21 protein-coding genes are annotated in these 21,780 nt (G+C 72.7%); 14 read left to right on the top strand and 7 right to left on the bottom strand.

Annotation, left to right across the window (positions count from 1 at the left end):
• Positions 1–124 precede the first annotated feature (124 nt).
• Both ACZ7OY_RS03320 and ACZ7OY_RS03315 read left to right on the top strand, forming a co-directional pair.
• On the top strand, positions 125–1,342 hold the full coding sequence (locus tag ACZ7OY_RS03320) for an alpha/beta hydrolase (protein WP_471909794.1): 1,218 nt from the start codon (positions 125–127) through the stop codon (positions 1,340–1,342).
• A 66-nt stretch (positions 1,343–1,408) separates the two neighbouring features.
• Entirely contained in the window at positions 1,409–2,281 is an 873-nt protein-coding gene (locus ACZ7OY_RS03315; protein ID WP_471909793.1) for a DUF4429 domain-containing protein, read from the top strand.
• Positions 2,282–2,297: 16 nt separating this feature from the next.
• Here ACZ7OY_RS03315 and ACZ7OY_RS03310 read toward each other — a convergent pair whose 3' ends face one another.
• On the bottom strand, positions 2,298–3,314 hold the full coding sequence (locus ACZ7OY_RS03310; RefSeq protein WP_471909792.1) for an aldo/keto reductase: 1,017 nt from the start codon (positions 3,312–3,314) through the stop codon (positions 2,298–2,300).
• Positions 3,311–3,799, bottom strand: coding sequence for a MerR family transcriptional regulator (locus ACZ7OY_RS03305; protein WP_471909791.1), 489 nt, complete (start codon positions 3,797–3,799; stop codon positions 3,311–3,313). The genes ACZ7OY_RS03310 and ACZ7OY_RS03305 overlap by 4 nt, the downstream gene beginning before the upstream one ends.
• 168 nt (positions 3,800–3,967) lie before the next feature.
• Here ACZ7OY_RS03305 and ACZ7OY_RS03300 point away from each other — a divergent pair, with 168 nt between their 5' ends.
• Positions 3,968–4,789 (top strand): serine hydrolase domain-containing protein, encoded by an 822-nt coding sequence (locus tag ACZ7OY_RS03300; protein WP_471909790.1) that lies wholly within the window; start codon positions 3,968–3,970, stop codon positions 4,787–4,789.
• 115 nt (positions 4,790–4,904) lie between these two features.
• Here ACZ7OY_RS03300 and ACZ7OY_RS03295 read toward each other — a convergent pair whose 3' ends face one another.
• Entirely contained in the window at positions 4,905–5,561 is a 657-nt protein-coding gene (locus ACZ7OY_RS03295) for a pirin family protein (protein WP_471910367.1), read from the bottom strand.
• 95 nt (positions 5,562–5,656) lie between these two features.
• Between ACZ7OY_RS03295 and ACZ7OY_RS03290 the strand changes: the two genes are divergently transcribed.
• The 5 genes from ACZ7OY_RS03290 to ACZ7OY_RS03270 all read left to right on the top strand — a co-directional run bounded on the left by ACZ7OY_RS03290 (position 5,657) and on the right by ACZ7OY_RS03270 (position 10,601).
• Entirely contained in the window at positions 5,657–6,862 is a 1,206-nt protein-coding gene (locus ACZ7OY_RS03290; RefSeq protein WP_471909789.1) for a PucR family transcriptional regulator, read from the top strand.
• An 87-nt stretch (positions 6,863–6,949) separates the two neighbouring features.
• Positions 6,950–7,870, top strand: a complete 921-nt coding sequence (locus ACZ7OY_RS03285) for an ACP S-malonyltransferase (RefSeq protein ID WP_471909788.1) — start codon at positions 6,950–6,952, stop codon at positions 7,868–7,870.
• A gap of 22 nt (positions 7,871–7,892) precedes the next feature.
• Positions 7,893–8,894 carry a beta-ketoacyl-ACP synthase 3 gene (locus tag ACZ7OY_RS03280; RefSeq protein WP_471909787.1) on the top strand — a complete coding sequence of 334 codons (1,002 nt, stop codon included), beginning with the start codon at positions 7,893–7,895 and terminating at the stop codon, positions 8,892–8,894.
• Between the two features lie 101 nt (positions 8,895–8,995).
• A complete protein-coding gene (locus ACZ7OY_RS03275; RefSeq protein WP_029384719.1) occupies positions 8,996–9,244 on the top strand; it encodes an acyl carrier protein in 249 nt (82 codons plus the stop codon).
• Positions 9,245–9,329: 85 nt separating this feature from the next.
• Positions 9,330–10,601, top strand: coding sequence for a beta-ketoacyl-[acyl-carrier-protein] synthase family protein (locus tag ACZ7OY_RS03270; RefSeq protein ID WP_471909786.1), 1,272 nt, complete (start codon positions 9,330–9,332; stop codon positions 10,599–10,601).
• Between the two features lie 332 nt (positions 10,602–10,933).
• On the opposite strand, the gene ACZ7OY_RS03265 is transcribed toward ACZ7OY_RS03270, so the two are convergent.
• Positions 10,934–11,428, bottom strand: coding sequence for a DUF3145 domain-containing protein (locus tag ACZ7OY_RS03265; protein WP_351603273.1), 495 nt, complete (start codon positions 11,426–11,428; stop codon positions 10,934–10,936).
• Positions 11,429–11,682: 254 nt separating this feature from the next.
• Between ACZ7OY_RS03265 and ACZ7OY_RS03260 the strand changes: the two genes are divergently transcribed.
• Positions 11,683–12,573 carry an SGNH/GDSL hydrolase family protein gene (locus ACZ7OY_RS03260; RefSeq protein ID WP_471909785.1) on the top strand — a complete coding sequence of 297 codons (891 nt, stop codon included), beginning with the start codon at positions 11,683–11,685 and terminating at the stop codon, positions 12,571–12,573.
• A gap of 15 nt (positions 12,574–12,588) precedes the next feature.
• Positions 12,589–13,560 (top strand): aldose epimerase family protein, encoded by a 972-nt coding sequence (locus ACZ7OY_RS03255; RefSeq protein ID WP_471909784.1) that lies wholly within the window; start codon positions 12,589–12,591, stop codon positions 13,558–13,560.
• Between the two features lie 492 nt (positions 13,561–14,052).
• Here the strand turns inward: ACZ7OY_RS03255 and ACZ7OY_RS03250 are convergent, their stop codons facing one another.
• Entirely contained in the window at positions 14,053–14,856 is an 804-nt protein-coding gene (locus tag ACZ7OY_RS03250; protein WP_471909783.1) for an EI24 domain-containing protein, read from the bottom strand.
• Positions 14,857–15,148: 292 nt separating this feature from the next.
• Between ACZ7OY_RS03250 and ACZ7OY_RS03245 the strand changes: the two genes are divergently transcribed.
• Positions 15,149–16,294 carry a serine hydrolase domain-containing protein gene (locus ACZ7OY_RS03245; protein ID WP_471909782.1) on the top strand — a complete coding sequence of 382 codons (1,146 nt, stop codon included), beginning with the start codon at positions 15,149–15,151 and terminating at the stop codon, positions 16,292–16,294.
• A gap of 141 nt (positions 16,295–16,435) precedes the next feature.
• Here the strand turns inward: ACZ7OY_RS03245 and ACZ7OY_RS03240 are convergent, their stop codons facing one another.
• The gene (locus ACZ7OY_RS03240) at positions 16,436–17,458 is read right to left on the bottom strand and encodes an NADP-dependent oxidoreductase (RefSeq protein ID WP_471909781.1); all 1,023 of its coding nucleotides are present in this window, start codon (positions 17,456–17,458) and stop codon (positions 16,436–16,438) included.
• A 107-nt stretch (positions 17,459–17,565) separates the two neighbouring features.
• On the opposite strand from ACZ7OY_RS03240, the gene ACZ7OY_RS03235 reads away from it, so the two are divergent.
• Positions 17,566–18,024 (top strand): MarR family winged helix-turn-helix transcriptional regulator, encoded by a 459-nt coding sequence (locus ACZ7OY_RS03235; RefSeq protein WP_471909780.1) that lies wholly within the window; start codon positions 17,566–17,568, stop codon positions 18,022–18,024.
• Between the two features lie 82 nt (positions 18,025–18,106).
• Here ACZ7OY_RS03235 and ACZ7OY_RS03230 read toward each other — a convergent pair whose 3' ends face one another.
• Complete coding sequence (locus ACZ7OY_RS03230; RefSeq protein ID WP_471909779.1) at positions 18,107–19,099, bottom strand: SCO2400 family protein; 993 nt, start codon at positions 19,097–19,099, stop codon at positions 18,107–18,109.
• Positions 19,100–19,396: 297 nt separating this feature from the next.
• Between ACZ7OY_RS03230 and ACZ7OY_RS03225 the strand changes: the two genes are divergently transcribed.
• Complete coding sequence (locus ACZ7OY_RS03225) at positions 19,397–20,557, top strand: mandelate racemase/muconate lactonizing enzyme family protein (protein ID WP_471909778.1); 1,161 nt, start codon at positions 19,397–19,399, stop codon at positions 20,555–20,557.
• A complete protein-coding gene (locus ACZ7OY_RS03220; RefSeq protein ID WP_471909777.1) occupies positions 20,554–21,585 on the top strand; it encodes a zinc-dependent alcohol dehydrogenase in 1,032 nt (343 codons plus the stop codon). Before ACZ7OY_RS03225 ends, ACZ7OY_RS03220 begins: the two co-directional genes overlap by 4 nt.
• The last annotated feature ends 195 nt before the right edge of the window (positions 21,586–21,780 follow it).

Below are 21,780 nucleotides of genomic sequence, written 5' to 3'. Positions count from 1 at the left end.
CCGGGCCGGAACCTTGCCCCAGCGGCACCCGAGGGCGCCCGCGAGCATCGCCACCGCCATCGAAACGTGATCCCTGTCACTCGGTTAACGCGTGGCCCTCTCGTTCTCCTAGTGTGTCCTCCCAGTGACTTCCTTCGGCTCCTCCCCGCAACTCAACGTCTGGCGCGCGCTGCTCGCACTGGCCGTCGTGTTCGTGATGCTGGCGACCACCGGCTGGACGGCTCTGCGCCAGCAGCGGGAGGCGACCGCCCTCCAGGCCTCCCTGACGGCCTGGGAGCACGGCCGCGCCGGCGGACACCGGCTGCCCGACCCGCACACGGCCCCCGCCCGGCTGTCCCGGTTCTTCGCCTCGCTCACCCCGCGCGAGCGCAACGAGCTCGCGACCCGCTACCCGCTCGCGGTCGGCAACATGAACGGCGCCCCGGTCCGGCTGCGCTACCGCGCCAACCGGGTCGCGCTCGGACAGGCCCGCGAGGTCGAGCGGGCGCGCATGCACGACAGCCGGCTCAGCCCGGCGGGGCAGCAGGAGGCGGGGCGCAGGATGCACCGCTTCGAGTCGATGATGAGCGGCGGCCGCCAGATCCTCGCCTTCGACCCGGAGAGCTCCGGCCGCGCCGCCGAGGTCTTCGGGGATCTCGCCAGGGCCGAGCGGATCTCGGTCGTCGTCCCCGGTGTCGACACCGACCTGCTCACCTTCCAGCGCACCAACCGCAGGTACTCGGCGCCCGTCGGCATGGCCAAGTCCCTCCACCGCGCCGAGCGGTCCGTGCGCCCCGCGGTCCGTACCGCGGTGATCGCCTGGGCCGACTACACGGCCCCCGCCGGACTCGGCATCGACTCGGCCACCGCGATGCGCGCCGAGGACGGCGCCGTCCGGCTGAACGCGCTGCTGCGCGCGCTGCCCGGCACCACGCCGGTCGCCATGTTCTGTCACAGCTACGGCTCCGTGCTGTGCGGGGTCGCCGCGCGCGACATGCCCCGCCGGGTGGTCGACATAGCCGTGGCCGCCAGCCCGGGGATGCGGGTGCCGAGCGTCGCCCACCTGGGCACCTCCGCCCGGGTGTGGGCGATGCGGGACGCGAGCGACTGGGTGCAGGACGTGCCGCACCTGGAGGTCGGGGGCCTCGGCCACGGAGCCGACCCGGTGTCCCCCGCGTTCGGCGCCCGGGTGCTGTCGGCGCACGACGCACAGGGGCACAGCGGCTATTTCGAGCCGGGCACGGACAGCCTGCGCAACCTCGCCGACATCGGCACGGGCGCGTACCGGGCGGTGCGGTGCGCCCAGCAGGACAAGGGGTGCCGGGCGGGCCTGCCCGGCAAGGCAACGGCAGAACGCGCGTAGAGACGTAGAAATCGCGGTCTGCCCGGGGAGGCGACGGAGGAGCTCGTGCCGCATACGATGAGCCGCATGGGTGACGTACTGGCCGGATTTCATGCCGCCTGGGAGTTCGAGTCCGACTCCGTGCTCATCCGCTACGAACGGGGGATCCGCACACCGAAGCTCTTCCAGGCGCTGGGCGAACGGCGCGTCCCGCTCGCGGCGATCGAGGCGGTGACCCTCACTCCCGGCAAGCGCGGCACGGTCGTCCTGCGGGCCGAGCCCCGGCCGGGCGCCGACCCGCTGATGGAGGCGGCCGACGGGCAGCTCAAGGAGGGCGCCGACCCCTACCGGCTGGTGCTGCCGGCCGAGCGCGCGACGCTCGCCGAGTACTACGCCGACGAACTGCGTGCCCTGCTCACCGAGTCCGGCCCGGCCGAGCGCCATCTGGTGCCCGCGCCCGAGGCGCCCCGGCAGTTCAAGGCGTACGACGCGAAGGCGTCCTTCGACGGCCGGACGGTGGCCTTCCGCTGGTTCTGGACGGGCGCGTCCTCGGCGAAGTGGAAGGCCGGCGACCAGAGTTTCCCGGTCACCGGCCTCGCCGGGGTCGAATGGCGCTCCCCCGAGGTCTTCGAGGGGCATCTGCGGCTGCTGCGGCGGGACCCGGCCGAGCAGCAGGCCGCGCAGGCCGACCAGGACCCGGCGGCGGTGGTGTTCGGCCTGGGGTACGGACCGGTGCACGAGTCGCTGCCGTTCGCCGCGGCCGTGCTGGCCGCGGTGCGGGCCGGCGGGCCGGCGGCCGCGCCTGCCGTACCCGCGGCCGCGCTCACCGTCCCGGCGCCGCGCCGCGATCCCGCCGACATCGCCGAACGGATCCGTCATCTCGGCGAGCTGCACCGGGCCGGGCTGCTGACGGACGAGGAGTTCTCGGTGAAGAAGGCGGAGCTGCTCGCGGAGTTCTGACGCCCCCGGGGACCGGCTACTCGCGCCCGGCGGAGGAGAACGACATGTCCGGGTACCGGGTGCCCGCCACCTGGCCGGCGATGGGCTCCAGCAGGGCCAGCTCCTGCTCCGTCAGGACGACCCGGGTCGCCGCCACGTTCTCCTCCACCCTGCGGCGTCGGGTCGTACCCGGGATCTGCACGACCGGCAGACCGTGCACCGCCGAACGCTGCTGGACCCAGGCCAGGGCGATCTGCGCGAGGGAGACGCCGTGAGCCTCGGCGACCGTGCGCAGCGGCTCCAGGAGGGCCGCGTTCGCCACCGCGTTCTCCCTGCTGAAGCGGGGCATCGTACGGCGGACGTCGTCGTCGGACAGCTCCTTGGCCGCGTCGGAGAACGTGCCGGTGAGAAAACCGCGTCCGAGCGGCGAGTAGGGCACCAGGGCCACGCCCAGCTCGGCGGCGGCCGGCACCACCCGGGCCTCGATGTCCCGGCTGAACAGCGACCACTCCGACTGCACCGCGGCGATGGGGTGCACGGCCTGCGCGGCGCGCAGCTCGTCGGCCGTGACCTCGCTCAGGCCGAGGTGCCGCACCTTGCCCGCGCTCACCAGCTCGGCCATCGCGCCGACGGTCTCCTCGATCGGCACGTTCACATCGCGCCGGTGCATGTAGTAGAGGTCGATGACATCGACGCCGAGACGTCCGAGACTGCCCTCCACGGCCTGGCGGACGTATGCCGCATCGCCCCGGACGATCCGCCTGCTGCGGTCCTCGGGCGGCACCCGGACGCCGAACTTGGTCGCGATCACGACCTCGTCCCGGTGCGCCTCGAAGAACGGCGCGAGGAACCGCTCGTTGTCCCCGTCGCCGTAACCCTCGGCGGTGTCGTAGAGAGTGACGCCCAGTTCCAGCGCACGCTCCAGGGCGGCGCGCGACTCCTTCACGTCGGGTGCGCCGTACGCCCAGCTCATGCCCATGCAGCCGAGTCCCTGGAGGCCGACCTCGGGACCGCTCCCGCCGAGCCGCACGGTCCGTATCCTGCCGTCCGTCATCCTGCGCGCTCCGTTTCGCGGACGCTTCCGGCGTCCGTATAGAAGTTGATCTTCCGGTCGAGCACGGCGAGCGTGTCCCGCAGCTCGGCGATCCGGGCCCGGACGTCCCGCCGGGTCGCCTCCAGGAGGTCGCGCCGCTCGCCGTAGGTGCTCTCGCCCTCGCGCACCAGCTCCGCGTACCGGACCATGTCGGCGACCGGCATGCCGGTCAGCCGCAGCTTGCCGACGAGGTCGAGCCAGTCCAGGTCCCGGTTGCTGTAGCGGCGCTGGCCGGTGTGCGAACGGTCGATGTGCGACATCAGACCGATCCGCTCGTACCAGCGCAGGGTGTGTGCGGTCAGACCGGTGAACGCGACGACCTCGCTGATCGTGTAGCGGTCCCGGCCGTCGGGGCGTGGATACCGGCTGGGCGGCGGGGCGGAGCAGATGTCCGTGGGGGCGGGAGCTTGTTCGGTGGCCGCGGGCGTGGTGTGCATCACCGTCATGACCCCCAAGCTATGACCTTCGAGTGCACTCCAGGCAAACGGAAAGGCCGGAAAACAAGGAGCATGGCGTGATCACGCCGACCGGCGTGCCGTGCGCGAGTCTCGTGGGCCGGGCCGAGCCCGGCCCCTTGACGGAGTTGCCCCTGTGAGCCGCTTAGGCTCTGGACCATGCCCCTGAACAGCTTGGCAATGATCGAGAACTGGCCGGTTCCCACCGCTGCGGCGGGTGTCGTACGGGCCGACGGCACGGTCCTGGGGACCCATGGACCCGCCGGGCGGCGTTTCCCGCTGGCCTCGGTCACCAAGCCGCTCGCCGCCTACGCCGCGCTCGTCGCGTACGAGGAGGGGGCGATCGAGTTCGACGAGCCGGCCGGCCCCGCGGGCTCGACGGTCCGTCATCTGCTCGCCCACACCTCGGGGCTGGCGTTCGACGAGCACCGGGTGATGTCGGCGCCCGGGGAGCGACGGCTGTACTCCAACGCGGGCTTCGAGGTGCTCGGGGAGCACATCGCCAAGGCGACGGACATCCCGTTCGCCGAGTATCTGCACCAGGCGGTGCTGGAGCCGCTCGGTATGACGGACACCAGTCTCGACGGCTCCCCGGCGAAGGACGGGGTGTCGACGGTGACGGACCTGCTGCGGTTCGCCGCGGAGGTGCAGGCGCCGCGGCTGCTCGACCCGCGGACCGTCGCCGAGGCGATGACCGTGCAGTACCCGGGCACGAAGGGCGTCGTGCCGGGCTACGGCCACCAGAACCCCAACGACTGGGGCCTCGGCTTCGAGATCCGGGACGCCAAGGCGCCGCACTGGACGGGCGCTTCGTCCTCGCCGCGGACGTTCGGCCACTTCGGGCAGTCGGGGACGTTCCTGTGGATCGACCCGGACGCGCGGCTCGCGTGCGCCGCCCTGGCCGACCGCGCCTTCGGGCCCTGGGCCGTCGAGGCGTGGCCGCCCTTCACCGACGCGGTGCTCGCCGAACTCGCCCGCTGACCCGCGGGGTCCGGCCAGGGCCCCCACCCTCGCCTCCCTCCGGGCGCGGACGCACGACGCGCCGCCGGGGCGGGGCGCCACCCGCCCGGAAAGATAAGGACGGCCGGTCGCCCGGTCAGGCCGCCGCCATCTCCCACAGCAGCAGCTCCGCCGCCGTCACCCCCACCGCCTCCAGGTCCTTCGCGTCGGTGATCCGCGCCGCGTCCCCCGCCGCCAGCTCCGCGCCGTCCAGCCGCACCGCGCCGCGTACGACATGGACGTACACATGGGCCGCGTCCGGTACCGCCGTCCGCTCCCCCGCGGCCAGCCGCCGAACGTGCAGCATCGCGGCCGCCTCCGGGACCGCGTAGGGGGTGGAGTCGGCGATGCCCCGGACGATCTCGTAGACCGGGTCGCCGCCCGGCTCGCGCGGGGCCAGCCACATCTGGACGAAGGTCAGCGGGACGGCGGCGTCGTTGCGCTCCACGTGCCGGACACCGGAGGCCGCGCTCAGGCGCTGGACGTCCCCCGCGCGCACCACCGTCTCGCGGCCGAGGGAGTCGCGGTGGGTCAGCTCGCCCTCGACCACCCACGTCACGATCTCCGTGTGACTGTGCGGGTGCTCGTCGAAGCCGGCGCCCGGGACGAGGCGCTCCTCGTTGCAGGCGATCACCGCGCCGAAGCGGAGGTTGCCGGGGTCGTAGTGGGGGCCGAAGGAGAAGGCGTGCCGGGAGTCGATCCCGGCCCGCGGATCCCCTCCGCGGTAGCGCTCGCCTGCGCGCCGTACGTCCATCACGACCACCACGGTAGCCCCGCGGGGGACCCGCCGCGGACCGCGCGCACGACCCGGCGGCACACGTCGGCGTCCCGATAAGGCAGTCTTGTCCCGTGCCCGAACCCGAAACCAGCAAGTCCCCCAGCGCAGCGCACGACGTCCAGACGCACGCCGCGACCCTGAAGCGGCTGGAGAAGTCCGCCGGGACCCTCGCCGTCCAGGCCATCGCCCGGATGGACGAGACGCTGCCGTGGTACCGGGCCATGCCCCCGGAGAACCGCTCCTGGATCGGGCTCGTCGCGCAGGCCGGTATCGCCGCCTTCACCGAGTGGTTCCGGCATCCCGACGCCCCCCAGGCCATCTCCACCGACGTGTTCGGGACCGCGCCGCGCGAGCTGACCCGGGCCATCACCCTGCGCCAGACCGTCGAGATGGTGCGCACCACCATCGAGGTCATGGAGAGCGCGATCGACGAGGTCGCGGCCCCGGGGGACGAGCGCGTGCTGCGCGAGGCGCTGCTCGTCTACGCCCGCGAGATCGCCTTCGCCACCGCCCAGGTCTACGCCCAGGCCGCCGAGGCACGCGGTGCCTGGGACGCGCGTCTGGAGTCGCTCGTCGTCAACGCCGTGCTCAGCGGGGAGGCCGACGAGGGCGCGGTGAGCAGGGCCGCCGCGCTGGGCTGGAACGCCCCGGAACACGTGTGCGTGGTGCTGGGGACCGCCCCGGACGGCGACTCCGAACTGACCGTGGAGGCCATCCGGCGGGCCGCCCGGCACGCCAAGCTCCAGGTGCTCACCGGGGTGCTGGGCAACCGGCTCGTGGTGATCGCCGGTGGCAGCGACAACCCCCTCGCGGTGGCCAAGTCGCTGATCGGGCCGTTCGCCCAGGGGCCGGTCGTGGCCGGTCCCGTCGTCCCCGACCTGCTGGCCGGAACCCGGTCCGCGCAGGCCGCCGCGGCGGGGCTGAAGGCGTGTTCCGCCTGGCAGGACGCCCCGCGTCCGGTACTGGCGGACGATCTGCTCCCGGAGCGCGCGATCGCCGGCGACCCCGGCGCGCGCGAGCAGCTGGTGGAGGAGATCTACAGACCGCTGGAGGAGGCCGGCTCCGCGCTGCTGGAGACGCTCAGTGTCTACCTGGAGCAGGCGAGCAGCCTGGAGGGTGCCGCCCGGATGCTGTTCGTGCACCCCAACACCGTGCGCTACCGGCTCCGACGTGTGACGGACGTCACCGGCTGGTCGCCATCCGATGTACGATCCGCGTTCACACTGCGGATCGCGCTGATCCTGGGGCGTCTGGTCGATGGAGATCCCCAGACCTAGGTTTGTCGAAGGCCTACAAAACCCCCTGCTGTTCTTCGTCCCTGTCCCCACGGGCGGCCGTGGCCGTCCCCAAGAGAGAGTGTGAGAGTGCTCGTACTCGTCGCTCCCGGCCAGGGCGCTCAGACGCCCGGCTTCCTGACCCCCTGGCTCGAACTGCCCGGATTCGCCGACCGCCTCGCCGCGTGGTCGGACGCCATCGGGCTGGACCTCGCCCACTACGGCACGCAGGCCGACGCGGACGCGATCCGGGACACGGCTGTCGCGCAGCCGCTCCTGGTCGCCGCCGGACTGCTGTCCGCCTCGGCACTCGGTGCCGTCACGGACCTCGCCCCGGGCGCGGTCGCGGGCCACAGCGTCGGCGAGATCACCGCCGCGGCCTTCGCGGGCGTCCTCGACGACACCACCGCGCTGAGCCTCGTGCGCAAGCGCGGCCTGGCCATGGCCGAGGCCGCCGCGATCACCGGGACCGGCATGTCGGCGCTGCTCGGCGGCGACCCCGAGGTGACCGTCCCGCATCTGGAGAAGCTGGGCCTGACCGCGGCCAACGTCAACGGCGCGGGCCAGATCGTGGCCGCGGGCACGCTGGAGCAGCTCGCGGCGCTGGAGGCGGACAAGCCCGAGGGCGTACGCCGGGTCGTCGCGCTGAAGGTGGCCGGCGCCTTCCACACGCACCACATGGGACCCGCGGTCGAGAAGCTGGCCGAGGCCGCGAAGGAGCTCGTGCCCGCCGACCCGAAGGTCGTGTACGTCTCCAACAAGGACGGGCGGACCGTCGCCACCGGCGACGAGGTCGTCGCCCGGCTGGTCGGCCAGGTCGCCAACCCGGTCCGCTGGGACCTGTGCATGGAGACCTTCAAGGAGCTCGGCGCGACCGCGCTGATCGAGGTGTGCCCCGGCGGCACGCTGACCGGTCTGGCCAAGCGCGCGCTGCCCGGCGTCACGACGCTGGCCCTGAAGACCCCCGACGACCTGGACGCGGCTCGCGAACTCATCGCCGAGCATGCCTGACGACCCGAGGAGCCGACCGATCATGTCGAAGATCAAGCCCAGCAAGGGCGCCCCGTACGCGCGCATCCTCGGCGTGGGCGGCTACCGTCCCACCCGGATCGTGCCGAACGAGGTGATCCTCGAGACGATCGACTCGTCCGACGAGTGGATCCGCTCGCGCTCCGGCATCGAGACGCGGCACTGGGCGAGCGACGAGGAGACCGTCGCCGCGATGTCCGTCGAGGCCTCCGGCAAGGCGATCGCCGACGCCGGGATCTCCGCCGAGCAGATCGGCGCCGTCGTCGTCTCGACCGTCTCGCACTTCAAGCAGACCCCGGCCGTCGCCACCGAGATCGCCCACAAGCTGGGCACCGCCAAGGCCGCCGCCTTCGACATCTCGGCCGGCTGCGCGGGCTTCGGCTACGGCCTGACCCTCGCCAAGGGCATGATCGTCGAGGGTTCCGCGGAGTACGTCCTGGTCATCGGGGTGGAGCGGCTGTCCGACCTGACCGATCTGGAGGACCGGGCCACGGCCTTCCTGTTCGGTGACGGCGCGGGCGCGGTCGTCGTGGGCCCCTCCCAGGAGCCGGCCATCGGCCCGACCGTCTGGGGCTCGGAGGGCGACAAGTCCGAGACCATCAAGCAGACCGTGCCGTGGACGGACTACCGCACCGGCGAGGTCGAGAAGTTCCCCGCGATCACCCAGGAAGGCCAGGCGGTGTTCCGCTGGGCCGTGTTCGAGATGGCCAAGGTCGCCCAGCAGGCGCTGGAGGCGGCCGGGATCACCTCGGACCAACTGGACGTCTTCATCCCGCATCAGGCCAACGAGCGGATCATCGACTCGATGGTGAAGACACTCAAGCTGCCGGAGACCGTCACCGTCGCCCGGGACGTGCGCACCACCGGCAACACCTCGGCCGCCTCGATCCCGCTCGCGATGGAGCGGCTCCTGGCGACCGGCGAGGCGAAGAGCGGCGACACCGCGCTCGTCATCGGCTTCGGGGCGGGTCTCGTGTACGCCGCGACGGTCGTTACCCTCCCCTAGGCACTCCGTGCCGGATCATGCATCCGGGACGGGAAACGCAAGACCCGCCGCGCACGCGGTGGGAGCCACACCCTCTGGAACATCTACGAAGGAGCGCCGACATGGCCGCCACTCAGGAAGAGATCGTCGCCGGTCTCGCGGAGATCGTGAACGAGATCGCCGGGATCCCGGTTGAGGACGTCCAGCTGGACAAGTCCTTCACCGACGACCTGGACGTCGACTCGCTGTCCATGGTCGAGGTCGTCGTCGCCGCCGAAGAGCGCTTCGACGTCAAGATCCCGGACGAGGACGTCAAGAACCTCAAGACCGTCGGTGACGCGACCGAATACATCCTCAAGCACCAGGCCTGAGCAACCCCTTAGGCCGGGAGCTGCCGGCCCCGCCACCCGGCGGTGGCGCCGCTGAATCCTCGTATCCGTTGGAGAAAGAATTCCCGTGAGCCCGACCAATCGCACCGTGGTCGTCACCGGTATCGGCGCAACCACACCGCTGGGTGGCGACGCAGCCTCTACCTGGGAGGGCCTGATCGCCGGTCGTTCCGGCGTCAAGCCCCTCGACAAGGAGTGGGCGGCCGACCAGGCCGTCCGTATCGCGGCCCCGGTCGCCGTGGAGCCCACCGAGGTCATCCCGCGGCCGCAGGCCCGCCGTCTCGACCGTTCGGCGCAGTTCGCGCTGATCGCGGCCCAGGAGGCCTGGGCCGACGCCGGCTTCACCGGCCGTGCCGGTGAGGACGGCGCGGTCGACCCCGACCGTCTCGGAGCCGTCATCGCCTCCGGCATCGGTGGCGTGACGACCCTCCTCGACCAGTACGACGTGCTCAAGGAGAAGGGCGTCCGCCGCGTCTCCCCGCACACCGTGCCGATGCTCATGCCGAACGGTCCGTCCGCCAACGTGGGTCTGCTCGTGGGCGCCCGCGCGGGTGTGCACACGCCGGTCTCCGCCTGCGCGTCGGGCGCCGAGGCCATCGGCTACGCCATCGAGATGATCCGTACCGGCCGTGCCGACGTCGTCGTCGCCGGTGGCACGGAGGCGGCGATCCACCCGCTGCCCATCGCCGCGTTCGGCAACATGATGGCGATGTCCAAGAACAACGACGACCCGCAGGGCGCCTCGCGTCCCTACGACGTCGACCGCGACGGCTTCGTCCTCGGCGAGGGCGCCGGCGTGATCGTCCTGGAGTCCGCCGAGCACGCCGCCAAGCGCGGTGCGCGGGTGTACGCGGAGGCGGTCGGCCAGGGCATCTCCGCCGACGGCCACGACATCGTGCAGCCGGAGCCGGAGGGCCGCGGCATCTCGCACGCCCTCCAGCACCTGCTGGACAGCACGGACCTGGACCCGGCGGAGATCGTGCACGTGAACGCGCACGCCACCTCCACGCCGGCCGGTGACGTCGCCGAGCTGAAGGCGCTGCGCAAGGTCTTCGGCGACGACACGGACCACATGGCCGTCTCGGCGACCAAGTCGATGACCGGTCACCTGCTCGGTGGCGCGGGCGGTGTCGAGTCCGTCGCGGCCATCCTCGCCCTGTACCACCGGGTGGCGCCGCCGACCATCAACGTGGAGAACCTCGACCCGGAGGCGGCGGCCAACGCCGACATCGTCCGCGGCGAGGCGCGCAAGCTCCCCGTCGACGGCCGGATCGCCGCGCTGAACGACTCGTTCGGCTTCGGCGGCCACAACGTGGTGCTGGCGTTCCGCACGGTCTGAACCCACCGTCCTCGCCGCTGACTTCGAGGACCCCCGACGGCCCGTCCCCCGCGCTCCTGCGCGGGCGACGGGCCGCGGTCCGTTCCGGGGCAGGCCGACTCGGGAAGCCACGGGAAGCCACGGGAGGCAGCAGGACTCGTGCGCCACGGCGCCCGCGCGGGCGCCGTGCGACAGACACCCGACCGGCCCGCGTACGGCGTGCACGACGGACGTACGTGACGACGTGCACGACGGGCGCCGCGTGACGGCGTACACGGCGTGGCGATACGTGACGGCGTACGCGACGGGCGTACGGGAGGGTTTCGCGGCGGCGGGGCGGGCGCTGCGGCGGGTCAGACCACCTGGTGCAGCCAGCGCACCGGCGCGCCCTCGCCCGCGTACCGGAACGGCTCCAGCTCGTCGTCCCAGGGCTTGCCGAGCAGCCTGGTGAGTTCGGCCTCCAGGTCGGTCTCGCCGCGCTGGGAGCGCTGGAGGGCGGCGCGCAGCCGGTCCTCGGGGATGAGGATGTCGCCGTGCATCCCGGTGACCGCGTGGTAGATGCCGAGCTCGGGGGTGCAGCTGTAGCGCTCGCCCTCGGCGGTGGGGCAGGGCTCGGCGGTGACCTCGAAACGCAGCATCTGCCAGCCGCGCAGGGCGGAGGCGAGCTTGGAGGCGGTGCCGGCCTCGCCCTGCCAGGAGAACTCCGAACGCCAGGTGCCCGGCGCGGCGGGCTGCCGGATCCAGTCGAGGTTGACGCGCGTACCGAGCACCCCGGCGACGGCCCACTCGACATGCGGGCACAGCGCGCGCGGCGCGGAGTGCACGTACAGAACTCCACGTGTCGTCACCGGGACCTCCGGGCAGAGCGGGACATCTTGCTACTGGGGCCATGCTCAGTGGCATGTCGCCACGTTGATGGCGAGGCTACCGTGCGGCGGCGCAAGGAGTGTGACGTACCGTCGGTCCCGGTACTCCCAATCGTCTGCCATTCACCCGGGGGGACGCTTGTACGCGGTGCGGCGTTGCACCGGGCCGGCCGGGAACTCCCGCACGTTGTGATGGAGGGGGAGGACGTACGGGACGACCGAGGGGATGGCCGAGGATGCGGAAGCGGAGCAGCCGGGTGCGAGCCGTCGTCGCCTTCGTGGCGGCGGCCGTCCTGGGGGCCGGGGGGTGCGACACGGCCGGCGGCGACCCGCCGGGTGCGGGCGGCTCGCAGGCGCGGGCGAAGCCCTCGCCCACCCCGGTGTGGGACCGCAGTCCGGACTCGGTGGCGGCGGTCGGCGACTCCATCACCCGTGGCTTCGACGCCTGCGCGGTCCTGTCGGACTGCCCGGAGGTGTCGTGGGCGACGGGCAGCTCGGCGCGGGTCGACAGCCTCGCCGTGCGGCTGCTGGGGGCGGCGGGCGCGGCCGAGCGCAGCTGGAACTACGCGGTGACCGGGTCCCGGATGGCGGATCTGCCCGCGCAGGTCGAGCGGGCGGCGGCCCGGCGGCCGCAGCTGGTGACGGTGATGGTGGGGGCCAACGACGCCTGCCGGTCCACCGTTTCGGGGATGACGCCGGTCGCGGACTTCCGGGCGGACTTCGAGGACTCGCTGCGCGCCCTGCGCGGGAAACTGCCGAGGACACAGGTGTACGTGGCGAGCGTGCCGAACCTGAAGCGGCTGTGGTCGCAGGGGCGCGGCAACCCGCTCGGCAAGCAGATCTGGCGGCTGGGCATCTGCCCGTCCATGCTCGGCGACGCGGACGCGCTGGACGCGGCGGCGACGGCGCGGCGCGAGTCGGTGCTGGAGCGGGTGGAGGCGTACAACGGGGTGCTGCGGGAGGTCTGCGAGAAGGACGCCCGCTGCCGCTTCGACCGCAACGCGGTGTACGACTACCACTTCGGCACGGGCCAGCTGAGTCACTGGGACTGGTTCCACCCGAGCACGGACGGGCAGGCGCGGCTCGCGGAGATCGCCTACCGCACCGTCACGGCGCGGGAACCGTGACCTAGGGTTTCCCACATGAGCGAACTTTTCGGCACACTTCCCGACGGCACCCCGGTCCATGTCTGGACCCTGGAACGGGCCGGGACCCGGGTCCGGATCCTGTCGTACGGCGGGATCGTGCAGTCCCTGGAGGTACCCGACCGGGACGGCCGCCCGGGGAACGTGGTGCTGGGGTTCGCCGACCTGGACGGTTATCTGACGCACACGGGGCCGTACTTCGGCGCGCTGGTGGGCCGTTACGCCAACCGGATCGCGGGCGGCCGTTTCCCGCTGGGCGAGCTGACGTACGCGCTGGAGCCCAACAGCCCGCCGAACTCGCTGCACGGCGGTGAGCGCGGCTTCGACAAGCGGGTGTGGGACGTGACGCCGGTCGAGGACGGGGTGCGGCTGAGCCGGGTCAGCCCGCACGGCGAGGAGGGCTTCCCGGGCCGGCTGGAGGTCTCGGCGACGTACGCCCTGGACGCGTCCGGGGCGCTGCGGATCGCCTACGAGGCCACCACGGACGAGCCGACCGTGGTCAACCTCACCAACCACAGCTACTTCGACCTGGGCGGGGCCGGGAGCACCGGCGGACACGAGCTGCGGATCGCCGCCTCGCGCTACACGCCGGTCGACGCGGACCTGATCCCGACCGGTGCGCTGGAGGACGTGACGGGCACCCGGTTCGACTTCCGCACGGTCCGCAAGGTGGGCACCGGCTACGACCACAACTTCGTCCTGGACAAGGGGGTGACGCCGGCCGTCGAGGAGGTGGCCGAGCTGCACGACCCGGTGTCCGGGCGGGTGCTGACGGTGGCGACGACCGAGCCGGGGATGCAGCTGTACACCGCGGACCATCTGGAGGCCCCCTTCGCGCCCGGCGACGGGGTCGCGCTGGAGACGCAGCACTTCCCGGACTCCCCGAACCGGCCGGAGTTCCCGAGCACCGAGCTGCGGCCGGATGCGGTGTACCGCTCGGCGACGGTGTACGCGTTCTCGGCCCGCTGACCGGCGGCGGGCCGGCCCGGGGCACCGGCCCGGTTCACCGGCACCGACGGCGGGCAGAAATGAGCCCCGGTCCGGAGGTCAGGTCACCGGACCGGGGCTGCTCGGGGGGCGCCGGGCCCGGGCCCTGGGGCCCCGGGGCGTGGGCGCCCGGATGAGACGTTAACCGTCGTGCTCGCTCCGCGGTCGGCGATCGAGCGGCCGAGGCGAAGTTCGTACGAACCCTTCACAAATACCCACGATCTCGCCTTCTATCCCAAATCTCGAAGAGAACGCTGCGAAATCTTCGTCGGTGGCCTCGGCGATGCCGCCCGGCACGGCCTCGGCACCCGGAGAACCGGCAGGTCGGCGGGGCGGCGGGCGCGGGCGCACGACGAGGGCGCCCCGGCGCGGACGGTGTACGCGCCAGGGCGGGGACGGGGCGGGGACGGGGGTGGAACGGGCTCCGGCCTCGGTCGGGCGGGTGGTGGCGGCCGTGCCCCCGGAGGCGGCGGGTCAGCTGGTGGCGTCCGCCTCCTGGCGGGACTCGGTCTCGCGGGCCGCGCCGTCGGTGATCTCCTCGCCCCGCAGGTCGCGGGCGAGGAGGGTCGCGCCCGCGACCGCGCCCGGCATCAGGAACACCGCGACGAACGGCACCAGGAAGGCCAGGCCCAGCGGGGTGCCGAAGCCCCAGACCAGGGTCTTGCGGGAGCGCAGCAGGGCGAGCCGGTCACGCAGCTCGACGCCACGGCGCTGGAGGGCGACGGCGGCGAGTTCCTCGGTGAGGAAGAAGCCGGTGACGAAGAAGCCGATCACCGGGACGACCGTCTGGCCGACCACGGGCAGGAAGCCGAGGGCGAAGAGGAGGACGCCCCAGACGAGGGCACGCACCACGATGCGCAGGCTGTCGCGCGCCGAGATCCACAGTTCGCGCCAGAGCGGCAGCTGCGACTCGGGGGCGGTGCCGTCGGGCGAGACGTCCCGGTCGACCTTCTCGGAGAGGTTCTCGTAGAAGGGCTGGCCCATGAGGAGCGTGACCGCGGTGAAGGTGAGGACCGCGAGCAGCAGGCCGAGCGCGAACAGCACGGCGGTGAGGAAGCCGCGGAACAGGCCCTGCCAGGGGCTCGACCAGTCGTCCGCGAACGGGGTCGACCAGGAGACGAGGTCCTCGCCCCACAGGCCCAGGGCCACCAGCGCCGCCGCGTAGAGGACGAGGGTGATCAAACCGGGCAGCAGGCCGAAGCCGTACTGCTTTCCGTGCCGGGCCACCCAGCGCTGGCCCTTCAGGAGATAGCTGAAACCCACCCCGAGATCGCGCATGCTCGAAACTCTATCGGGTGATTCCCGATCAACCTCCGGCCAGAGCGTCACCGTCCGGTACCGAACGCCGGCCGCTGTTGAGTCGAACGGGTACGTCGCGCCGTACCGATCCCGGGAAGCCCGCAGAAGGTGCGCGTGCGTCGAGCGCCTTCCGCGCGGCCGCCCGAGGACGGCTTCCGGGGCCGCCCGGACGCGACTTCCGAAACGACCCGAAGGGGGAGTTCCCCCCAGCTCGGACGAGCAATGATCACCATGGCACACGCGCACAGCGGCTGAAGTTGGAGGAGAGCGCATGACGCAGGAGATCCACGGCACCGTCGCGGAGGGCTTCGAGGCGGTGCGAGCGGAGTTCGCGGCGCTCGTCGCCGGGGAACGGCCCGACTACGAGGGGCAGCTGACCGCGTACGTGCACGGGCGGCCGGTCGTCGACCTGTGGGCGGGCGCCGACGCCGACTCCCTCTACGGCGTGTACTCCTCGACCAAGGGGGCCGCCCATCTGGTCGTGGCGCTCCTCGTGCAGGAGGGCACCCTCGAACTGGACCGGAAAGTCACCTACTACTGGCCGGAGTTCGGCTCCGAGGGCAAGGGGTCACTGACCCTGCGGGACCTGCTCGCGCACCGGGCGGGCCTGGTCGGCACGGACACCGGTTTCAGCGCGGCCGAGCTCGCCGACGACCGGCTGATCGCCGAACGGCTCGCCGACCAGCGGCCGTTCTGGCGGCCGGGCACCGCCTTCGGCTACCACGCCCTGGTCATCGGCGCGTTGACGGGCGAGGTGGTGCGCCGCGCCACCGGCCGCACGCTCCAGGAGGTGTACGAGGAGCGGATCCGCGCCCCGTACGGGCTGGACTTCTTCCTGGGCCTGCCCGCGGCCCACGAGCCGCGCTTTCGCACCGTGCAACCGATGCTCCCGACCGCCGAGCAGCGGGCCCTGCTCGACGCGCTGCCGCAGGGGCCGCACACGCTGGCGTCCATCGCCTTCAACACGCACACGGCCGAGCCGACCGATCTCGCGCTGCTGCCGAACCGGCCGGAGATCCGCGCCAAGGGCCCGGCCTCGGTCGGCGGGGTGGCCTCGGCGCGCGGGCTGGCGGGGCTGTACGCGGCGGCCGTCAGCGAGATCGACGGGAAGGCGCCGCTGCTGAAGGAGGACACGGCGGCGGAGTTCGGGCAGTTCCACTCCGTGGGGTACGACCTGGTGGCCCGGACCCACAAGTCTTACGGGCTGGGCTTCCAGGCCACCGCGGACACCTGGTACCCGTTCCTGGGCGCCGGGGCGTTCGGGCACAGCGGAGCGGGCGGCAGCCAGGCCTTCGCGGACCCGCGCAGCGGCCTGGCCTACGGCTACACCCGGCGGCGCAACGCCTTCCCGGGCGGGGCCGCGCCCGAGAACGCCGCGCTGGCGGCGGCGGTGCACCGGGCGGCGCTGGCCGTGTGACACGGGCCGCGTGAGGCGGACGCGCGCCGACCGTGCGACACGCACGCGCGAAGGCCGCGCCCCGGAGCCGGGGCACGGCCTTCCCGGCCCTCCGGGGACACGGCCTTCCCCGCCCTCCGGGGGCGCGGCCCGGTTCGCCGGTCAGAGCTTGACGATCATCTTTCCGGTGTTGTCGCCGCGCAGCACCCCGAGGAACGCATCCAGGTTGTTCTCGATGCCCTCGACGACCGTCTCGGTGTACTTGAGCTCGCCGGAGCGGATCCAGGCGCCGACCTCCTGGACGAACTGCGGCTGAAGGTCGTAGTGGTCGCCGACGAGGAAGCCCTCGATCCGGCCGCGGGTCTGGATGAGCCGGGCGAGGTTGCGCGGGCCGGGGGCCGCCTCGGTGTTGTTGTAGACCGAGATCATGCCGCAGACCGCGATCCGGCCGCCCTGGTTGAGCGAGCCGATGGCCGCCTCCAGGTGGTCGCCGCCGACGTTGTCGAAGTAGACGTCGATGCCGTCGGGGGCGGCCTCGCGCAGCTGCTGGGAGACCGGGCCGCTCTTGTAGTTGAAGGCGGCGTCGAAGCCGTACTCCTCGACCAGGAGCTTCACCTTGTCGTCGGAGCCGGCCGAGCCGATGACCCGGGAGGCACCCTTGAGCCTGGCGATCTGTCCGACCTGGCTGCCCACGGCGCCCGCGGCCCCGGACACGAACACCGAGTCGCCCTCCTTGAAGGAGGCGGTGCGCAGCAGTCCGGCGTAGGCGGTGAGGCCGGTCATGCCGAGGACGCCGAGGTACGTCGACAGGGGCGCGGCCTCGGGGTCGACCTTGACGGCCTGCGCGGCGCTCACCGTGGCGTACTCGCGCCAGCCGCCGAAGTGCAGCACGTGGTCGCCGGGGGCGATGCCCTCGGCACCGGAGGCGACGACCTCGCCGACGGCGCCGCCCTGCATGACCTTGCCCAGCTCGAAGGGGGCGGCGTAGGACTTGGCCGCGCTCATCCTGCCGCGCATGTACGGGTCCACGGAGACGTAGGCGTTGCGCACCAGCACCTCGCCGGGGCCGGGGTGCCGGATCTCCGCCTCGACCAGGGCGAAGTCCTCGGGCTTGGGCCAGCCGACCGGGCGGCTGAGCAGGTGCCATTCACGGCTGGTGGCGGGGAGCGTGGGGGTCTCGGACATGGGACCTGGGCCTTCCTCGGTGCTTCACACGGTCAAATACTTCAGTACCTGAAACAACCATGCGCCTGAATATTTCAGGATGTCAAGTAAAGGGGTACCCTCGGAGCATGCCCACCTCACCGCGGACGCCCCGCCCCGACGCCCTGACCATGGACGTAGTCGAGCTGATCGGCGAGGTGGTGACCCGGTACTACGAGGACTACGAGACCGCCGCCGGCGACCACGCCCTGACCGGCGCCCAGGCCCGGCTGCTGAGCCTGCTCTCGCTGGAGCCGCTGCCCATGCGCAAGCTGGCACAGAAGCTGAAGTGCGAGCCGTCGAACGTCACCGGAATAGTCGACCGCCTCGAATCCCGCGGTCTGGTGGAGAGGCGCCCGGACGCCGCCGACCGCAGGGTGAAGCTGGCGGCGGCCACGGACGAGGGCGTCCAGGTGGCCCGCAGCCTGCGCGATTCCCTGCACTTCGCCCGCGAACCGCTGGCGGGGCTGAGCGAGGAGGAACGGGTGGTACTGCGGGGGCTGCTGCGGCGGATGCTGGAGCCGGGGACTCCGCGGAAGTCCGCATAGGTCCGCCCGGGCCCAACCAGGTCCGCCTACCGAGCCACGGGTGCGCAGAGCCGCGGGTGCGCCGCGGGTGTGCCGCGGAGCCTCAGGTGCACCACCACAGGAACTTGCTGCACGTCTCCGAAGGGGTCGGGTCGGGCGTCGGGTCCGTGCTCGTCGGCTCGGCCGTCGGGGTCTGGTCCGCCGTGGGGGTCGCCGCCGAGGACTGCGAGGCGGTCGGCGCGGCCGAGGCCGGGGAGGTGCTGTCCTCGCCGGCCGGGTCGGCGGAGCCCGACGCGTCGGCCTCCGGGGACTTCGACGCCGTCGCAGAGGCCGAGCGGGAGGCCTGGGCCGAGGCCGTGGCGGTGGCCGCCGCGCTGTCGAGGGTGCGGGCCGACGCGGACGCGGACGCCTCGCCGGACGCCCCGTCCTGCGTCGAGGGGTCCACGGCGGCCGCAGGCTGTTCGGAGGAGAAGCCCGGCGCGTCGACGCCGAGCTCGGCGAGACTCAGCCCGCCGGCCGCGAGGACGAAGCCGGTGGCTATCAGCAGGGTGCGACGGCGGCGTCGGCGATGGGCGGCCGCCTTGCGATCGCGACGGCTGGGGACGGGCCCGCGCTCCTGCTCCGCCAGGTCGTCCGCGTCGTCGTCCGGCCCTTCGGCGTCGTCCGCCGGGTGGTCGAGGTCGTCGGCCGGCCCGGCGCCGCCCGCCCAGTGGCCCCGCTCGTCGCGGTCGGGTTCGTAGCCGCGGTCGTCATGGTCCAGCGCGTAGCCGCGGTCGTCGTGGTCCGGCTCGTAGCCGTGGCCGTCGGTCCGCTCCGTCCCGTCCGGCCGGCGGTCCTGTCCGTCGGCCGGCCCGGCACCGGACAGCCCGCGCCTGCGGCCCCCGCGGCCCTGCTCCCGGCGCCGGGCGGCGCGGCCGCCCGGTTCCGGGTGCGAACCGGCACCGCCGTGCTCGTGCGCACCCTCGCGGGACGACCCGCCGGCATCGCCGGTGTCGTTGTCGTCCGCGTCCGCGCGCAGCTGGTCGGCAGGGGTGCCGCATCCCGGGCAGGCGAAAGCGCCGTTGAGATGCCGTCGGCACGAGTGGCAGTAGTCCATGACGCGGGAAGACTAAGTTCCCGGAGGGCGGCGTTCCTAGGGGGTGCTGTGGAATTTTTGTGCGAGAACAGGTTTAACCGCGCGAGATCTCGTGCGAAGCGCCCGAGGCGGCGTGAAGCATCCGCCATTGCCCCGAAAGTCGACTTCGAAACTATCGAAACCCTTATGTGTCCGACCCATTGACACCCCGACCGCCCCGTCCTTACTGTCACGCCAGCATTTCGAACGTGTGACGAAATATCGAACACGTCGGAACGCCAGCCAACCGAGCCGACGAAGCAGCAAGGGGCAACTGTCGTGCGCATCACCGGAATCAGCACACACGTGGTCGGGACGCCGTGGCGCAACCTGACCTACGTCCAGGTGCACACCGACGAGGGGATCACCGGAGTCGGCGAGACCCGGATGCTGGGCCACACCGACGCTCTGATCGGATACCTGCGCGAGGCCGAGGCCAATCACATTCTCGGCTCCGACCCGTTCGCTGTCGAGGACCTGGTGCGCCGCATGAAGTACGGCGACTACGGGCGCGCGGGCGAGATCGTGATGTCGGGCATCGCGGTCGTCGAGATGGCCTGCTGGGACATCAAGGGCAAGGCGCTCGGCGTGCCGGTGTGGCAGCTGCTCGGCGGCAAGGTGACCGACAAGGTCAAGGCCTACGCCAACGGCTGGTACACCACGGAGCGGACGCCCGAGGCCTACCACAAGGCCGCCCAGGCGGTCGTGGAGCGCGGGTACAAGGCGCTGAAGATCGACCCCTTCGGCACCGGCCACTTCGAGCTGGACCACGAGCAGAGCCTGTACGCCGTCTCGCTGATCGAGGCGGTCCGCGACGCCATCGGGCCGGACGCCGAGCTGATGCTGGAGATGCACGGCCGCTTCTCCCCCGCGACGGCCGTGCGCCTGGCCGGCGAGCTGGCCCCCTTCAAGCCCGCCTGGCTGGAGGAGCCCTGCCCGCCGGAGAACCTGAAGGCGCTGGAGAAGATCGCGGCCAAGGTCGACATCCCGGTCGCCACCGGTGAGCGCATCCACGACCGGATCGAGTTCCGGGAGCTGTTCGAGAGCCAGGCCGTCGACATCATCCAGCCCGACGTGGGCCACATCGGCGGCATCTGGGAGACCCGGAAGCTGGCCGCGACCGCGGAGACCCACTACATGCTGGTCGCCCCGCACAACGTCGGCGGGCCGGTGCTGACCGCCGCCTCCCTCCAGGTCGGCTTCACCTCCCCGAACTTCAAGATCCTCGAACACTTCAACGACTTCGCGGACGCGGAGATCAAGAAGGTCGTCAAGGGCGCCCCGCAGGTCGTCGACGGCTACTTCCACCTCTCCGACGCGCCGGGCCTCGGCGTCGAGCTGGACGTCGACGCGGCCGCCGAGTTCCCGCAGCAGCAGGCCCGCTTCGACCTGTGGGCCGAGGGCTGGGAGCAGCGCAAGCCGAAGGGCACCCAGCAGTGAGCACCGGGGACAACACCGCGGCGGGCGCCGCCGCCGTGGTCGTGGAGGCGCCCGGCGAGCACCGCATCACCGCGCACGAGCCGCGCCGGCCGGAGGCCGGGGAGGCGCTGGTGCGCGTCCACGCCACCGGGATCTGCGGCAGCGACCGCGAGGTGTACCAGGGCAACCGGCCCGAGGGGTACGTCCGCTATCCGCTCACCCCCGGGCACGAGTGGTCGGGGACCGTGGCGGCGGTCGGCGCCGGGGTACCCGAGTCGCTGGTCGGCCGGAAGGTCGTGGGCGAGGGCTTCCGCAACTGCCAGGTGTGCGACCGCTGCCACGCGGGCGAGACCACGCTGTGCACCGACGGGTACGAGGAGACCGGCTTCACCCAGCCGGGGGCCATGGCCGCCACCCTCACCCTGCCGGCCCGGCTGCTGCACGCCCTGCCCGACGACGCCGACCTGACGGCCGCCGCGCTGCTGGAGCCGGCCGCCTGCATCGCGGCCGCCGCGCTCAAGGCGAACGCGCGGCCGGGCGAGCGGGTCGCGGTGGTCGGCACCGGGACGCTGGGCATGTTCGCCGTGCAGTTCCTCCGGGCGGGCTCGCCGGGCGAGCTGCTGGTGGTCGGCACCCGCGACGACCGGGAGGCGCTCTCCCGGCAGTTCGGGGCCACCGACTTCCGCACGAAGGACCAGGAGCTGCCCGGCGACTTCGACGTGGTGATCGAGACGGCGGGGTCGGCGTCGGCCGCGCGCACCGCCGCGGCGCTGCTGCGGCGCGGCGGGCGGCTGGTCCTGACCGGGATCCCGGCGCCGGGCGCCGACGGTCTCGACCCCACCGATCTGGTCGTACGGCAGCTGGAGGTGCACACCGTCTTCGGTGCGCCGCCGGACGCCTGGGCGCACACGGTGCGGGTCTTCGCGGCCGGGCTGCTCGATCCGCTGCCGCTGGTCACGCACGAGCTGCCGCTCACCGAGTTCTCCGCGGCGATCGAGCTGGTGGGGTCCGGCGACCCGAAGGTCGGCAAGGTCCTGCTGCGCCCCTAGGCCCGGGGGCGGGCCCGGAGTCCGCTCCGCTCCCCTCCCGTGGCCGTACGACGGCACGCAGGCCCCCGCACCACCCCCGCCGGCCCCACCCCCCGGCCGTACGCCGGCACGAAGGCAACCTGACGGCCCTCGTGCCGGCGTACACCCCGCCCGTTCCACGCCTTGAGCCGCGAACCTCGTCCGAAATACCGAACA

It is taken from the genome of Streptomyces sp. NPDC107559 (genome assembly GCF_055657365.1).
The sequence above is the reverse complement of the archived record's forward strand: the minus strand, read 5'-3'. Positions and strand labels throughout refer to the sequence as shown.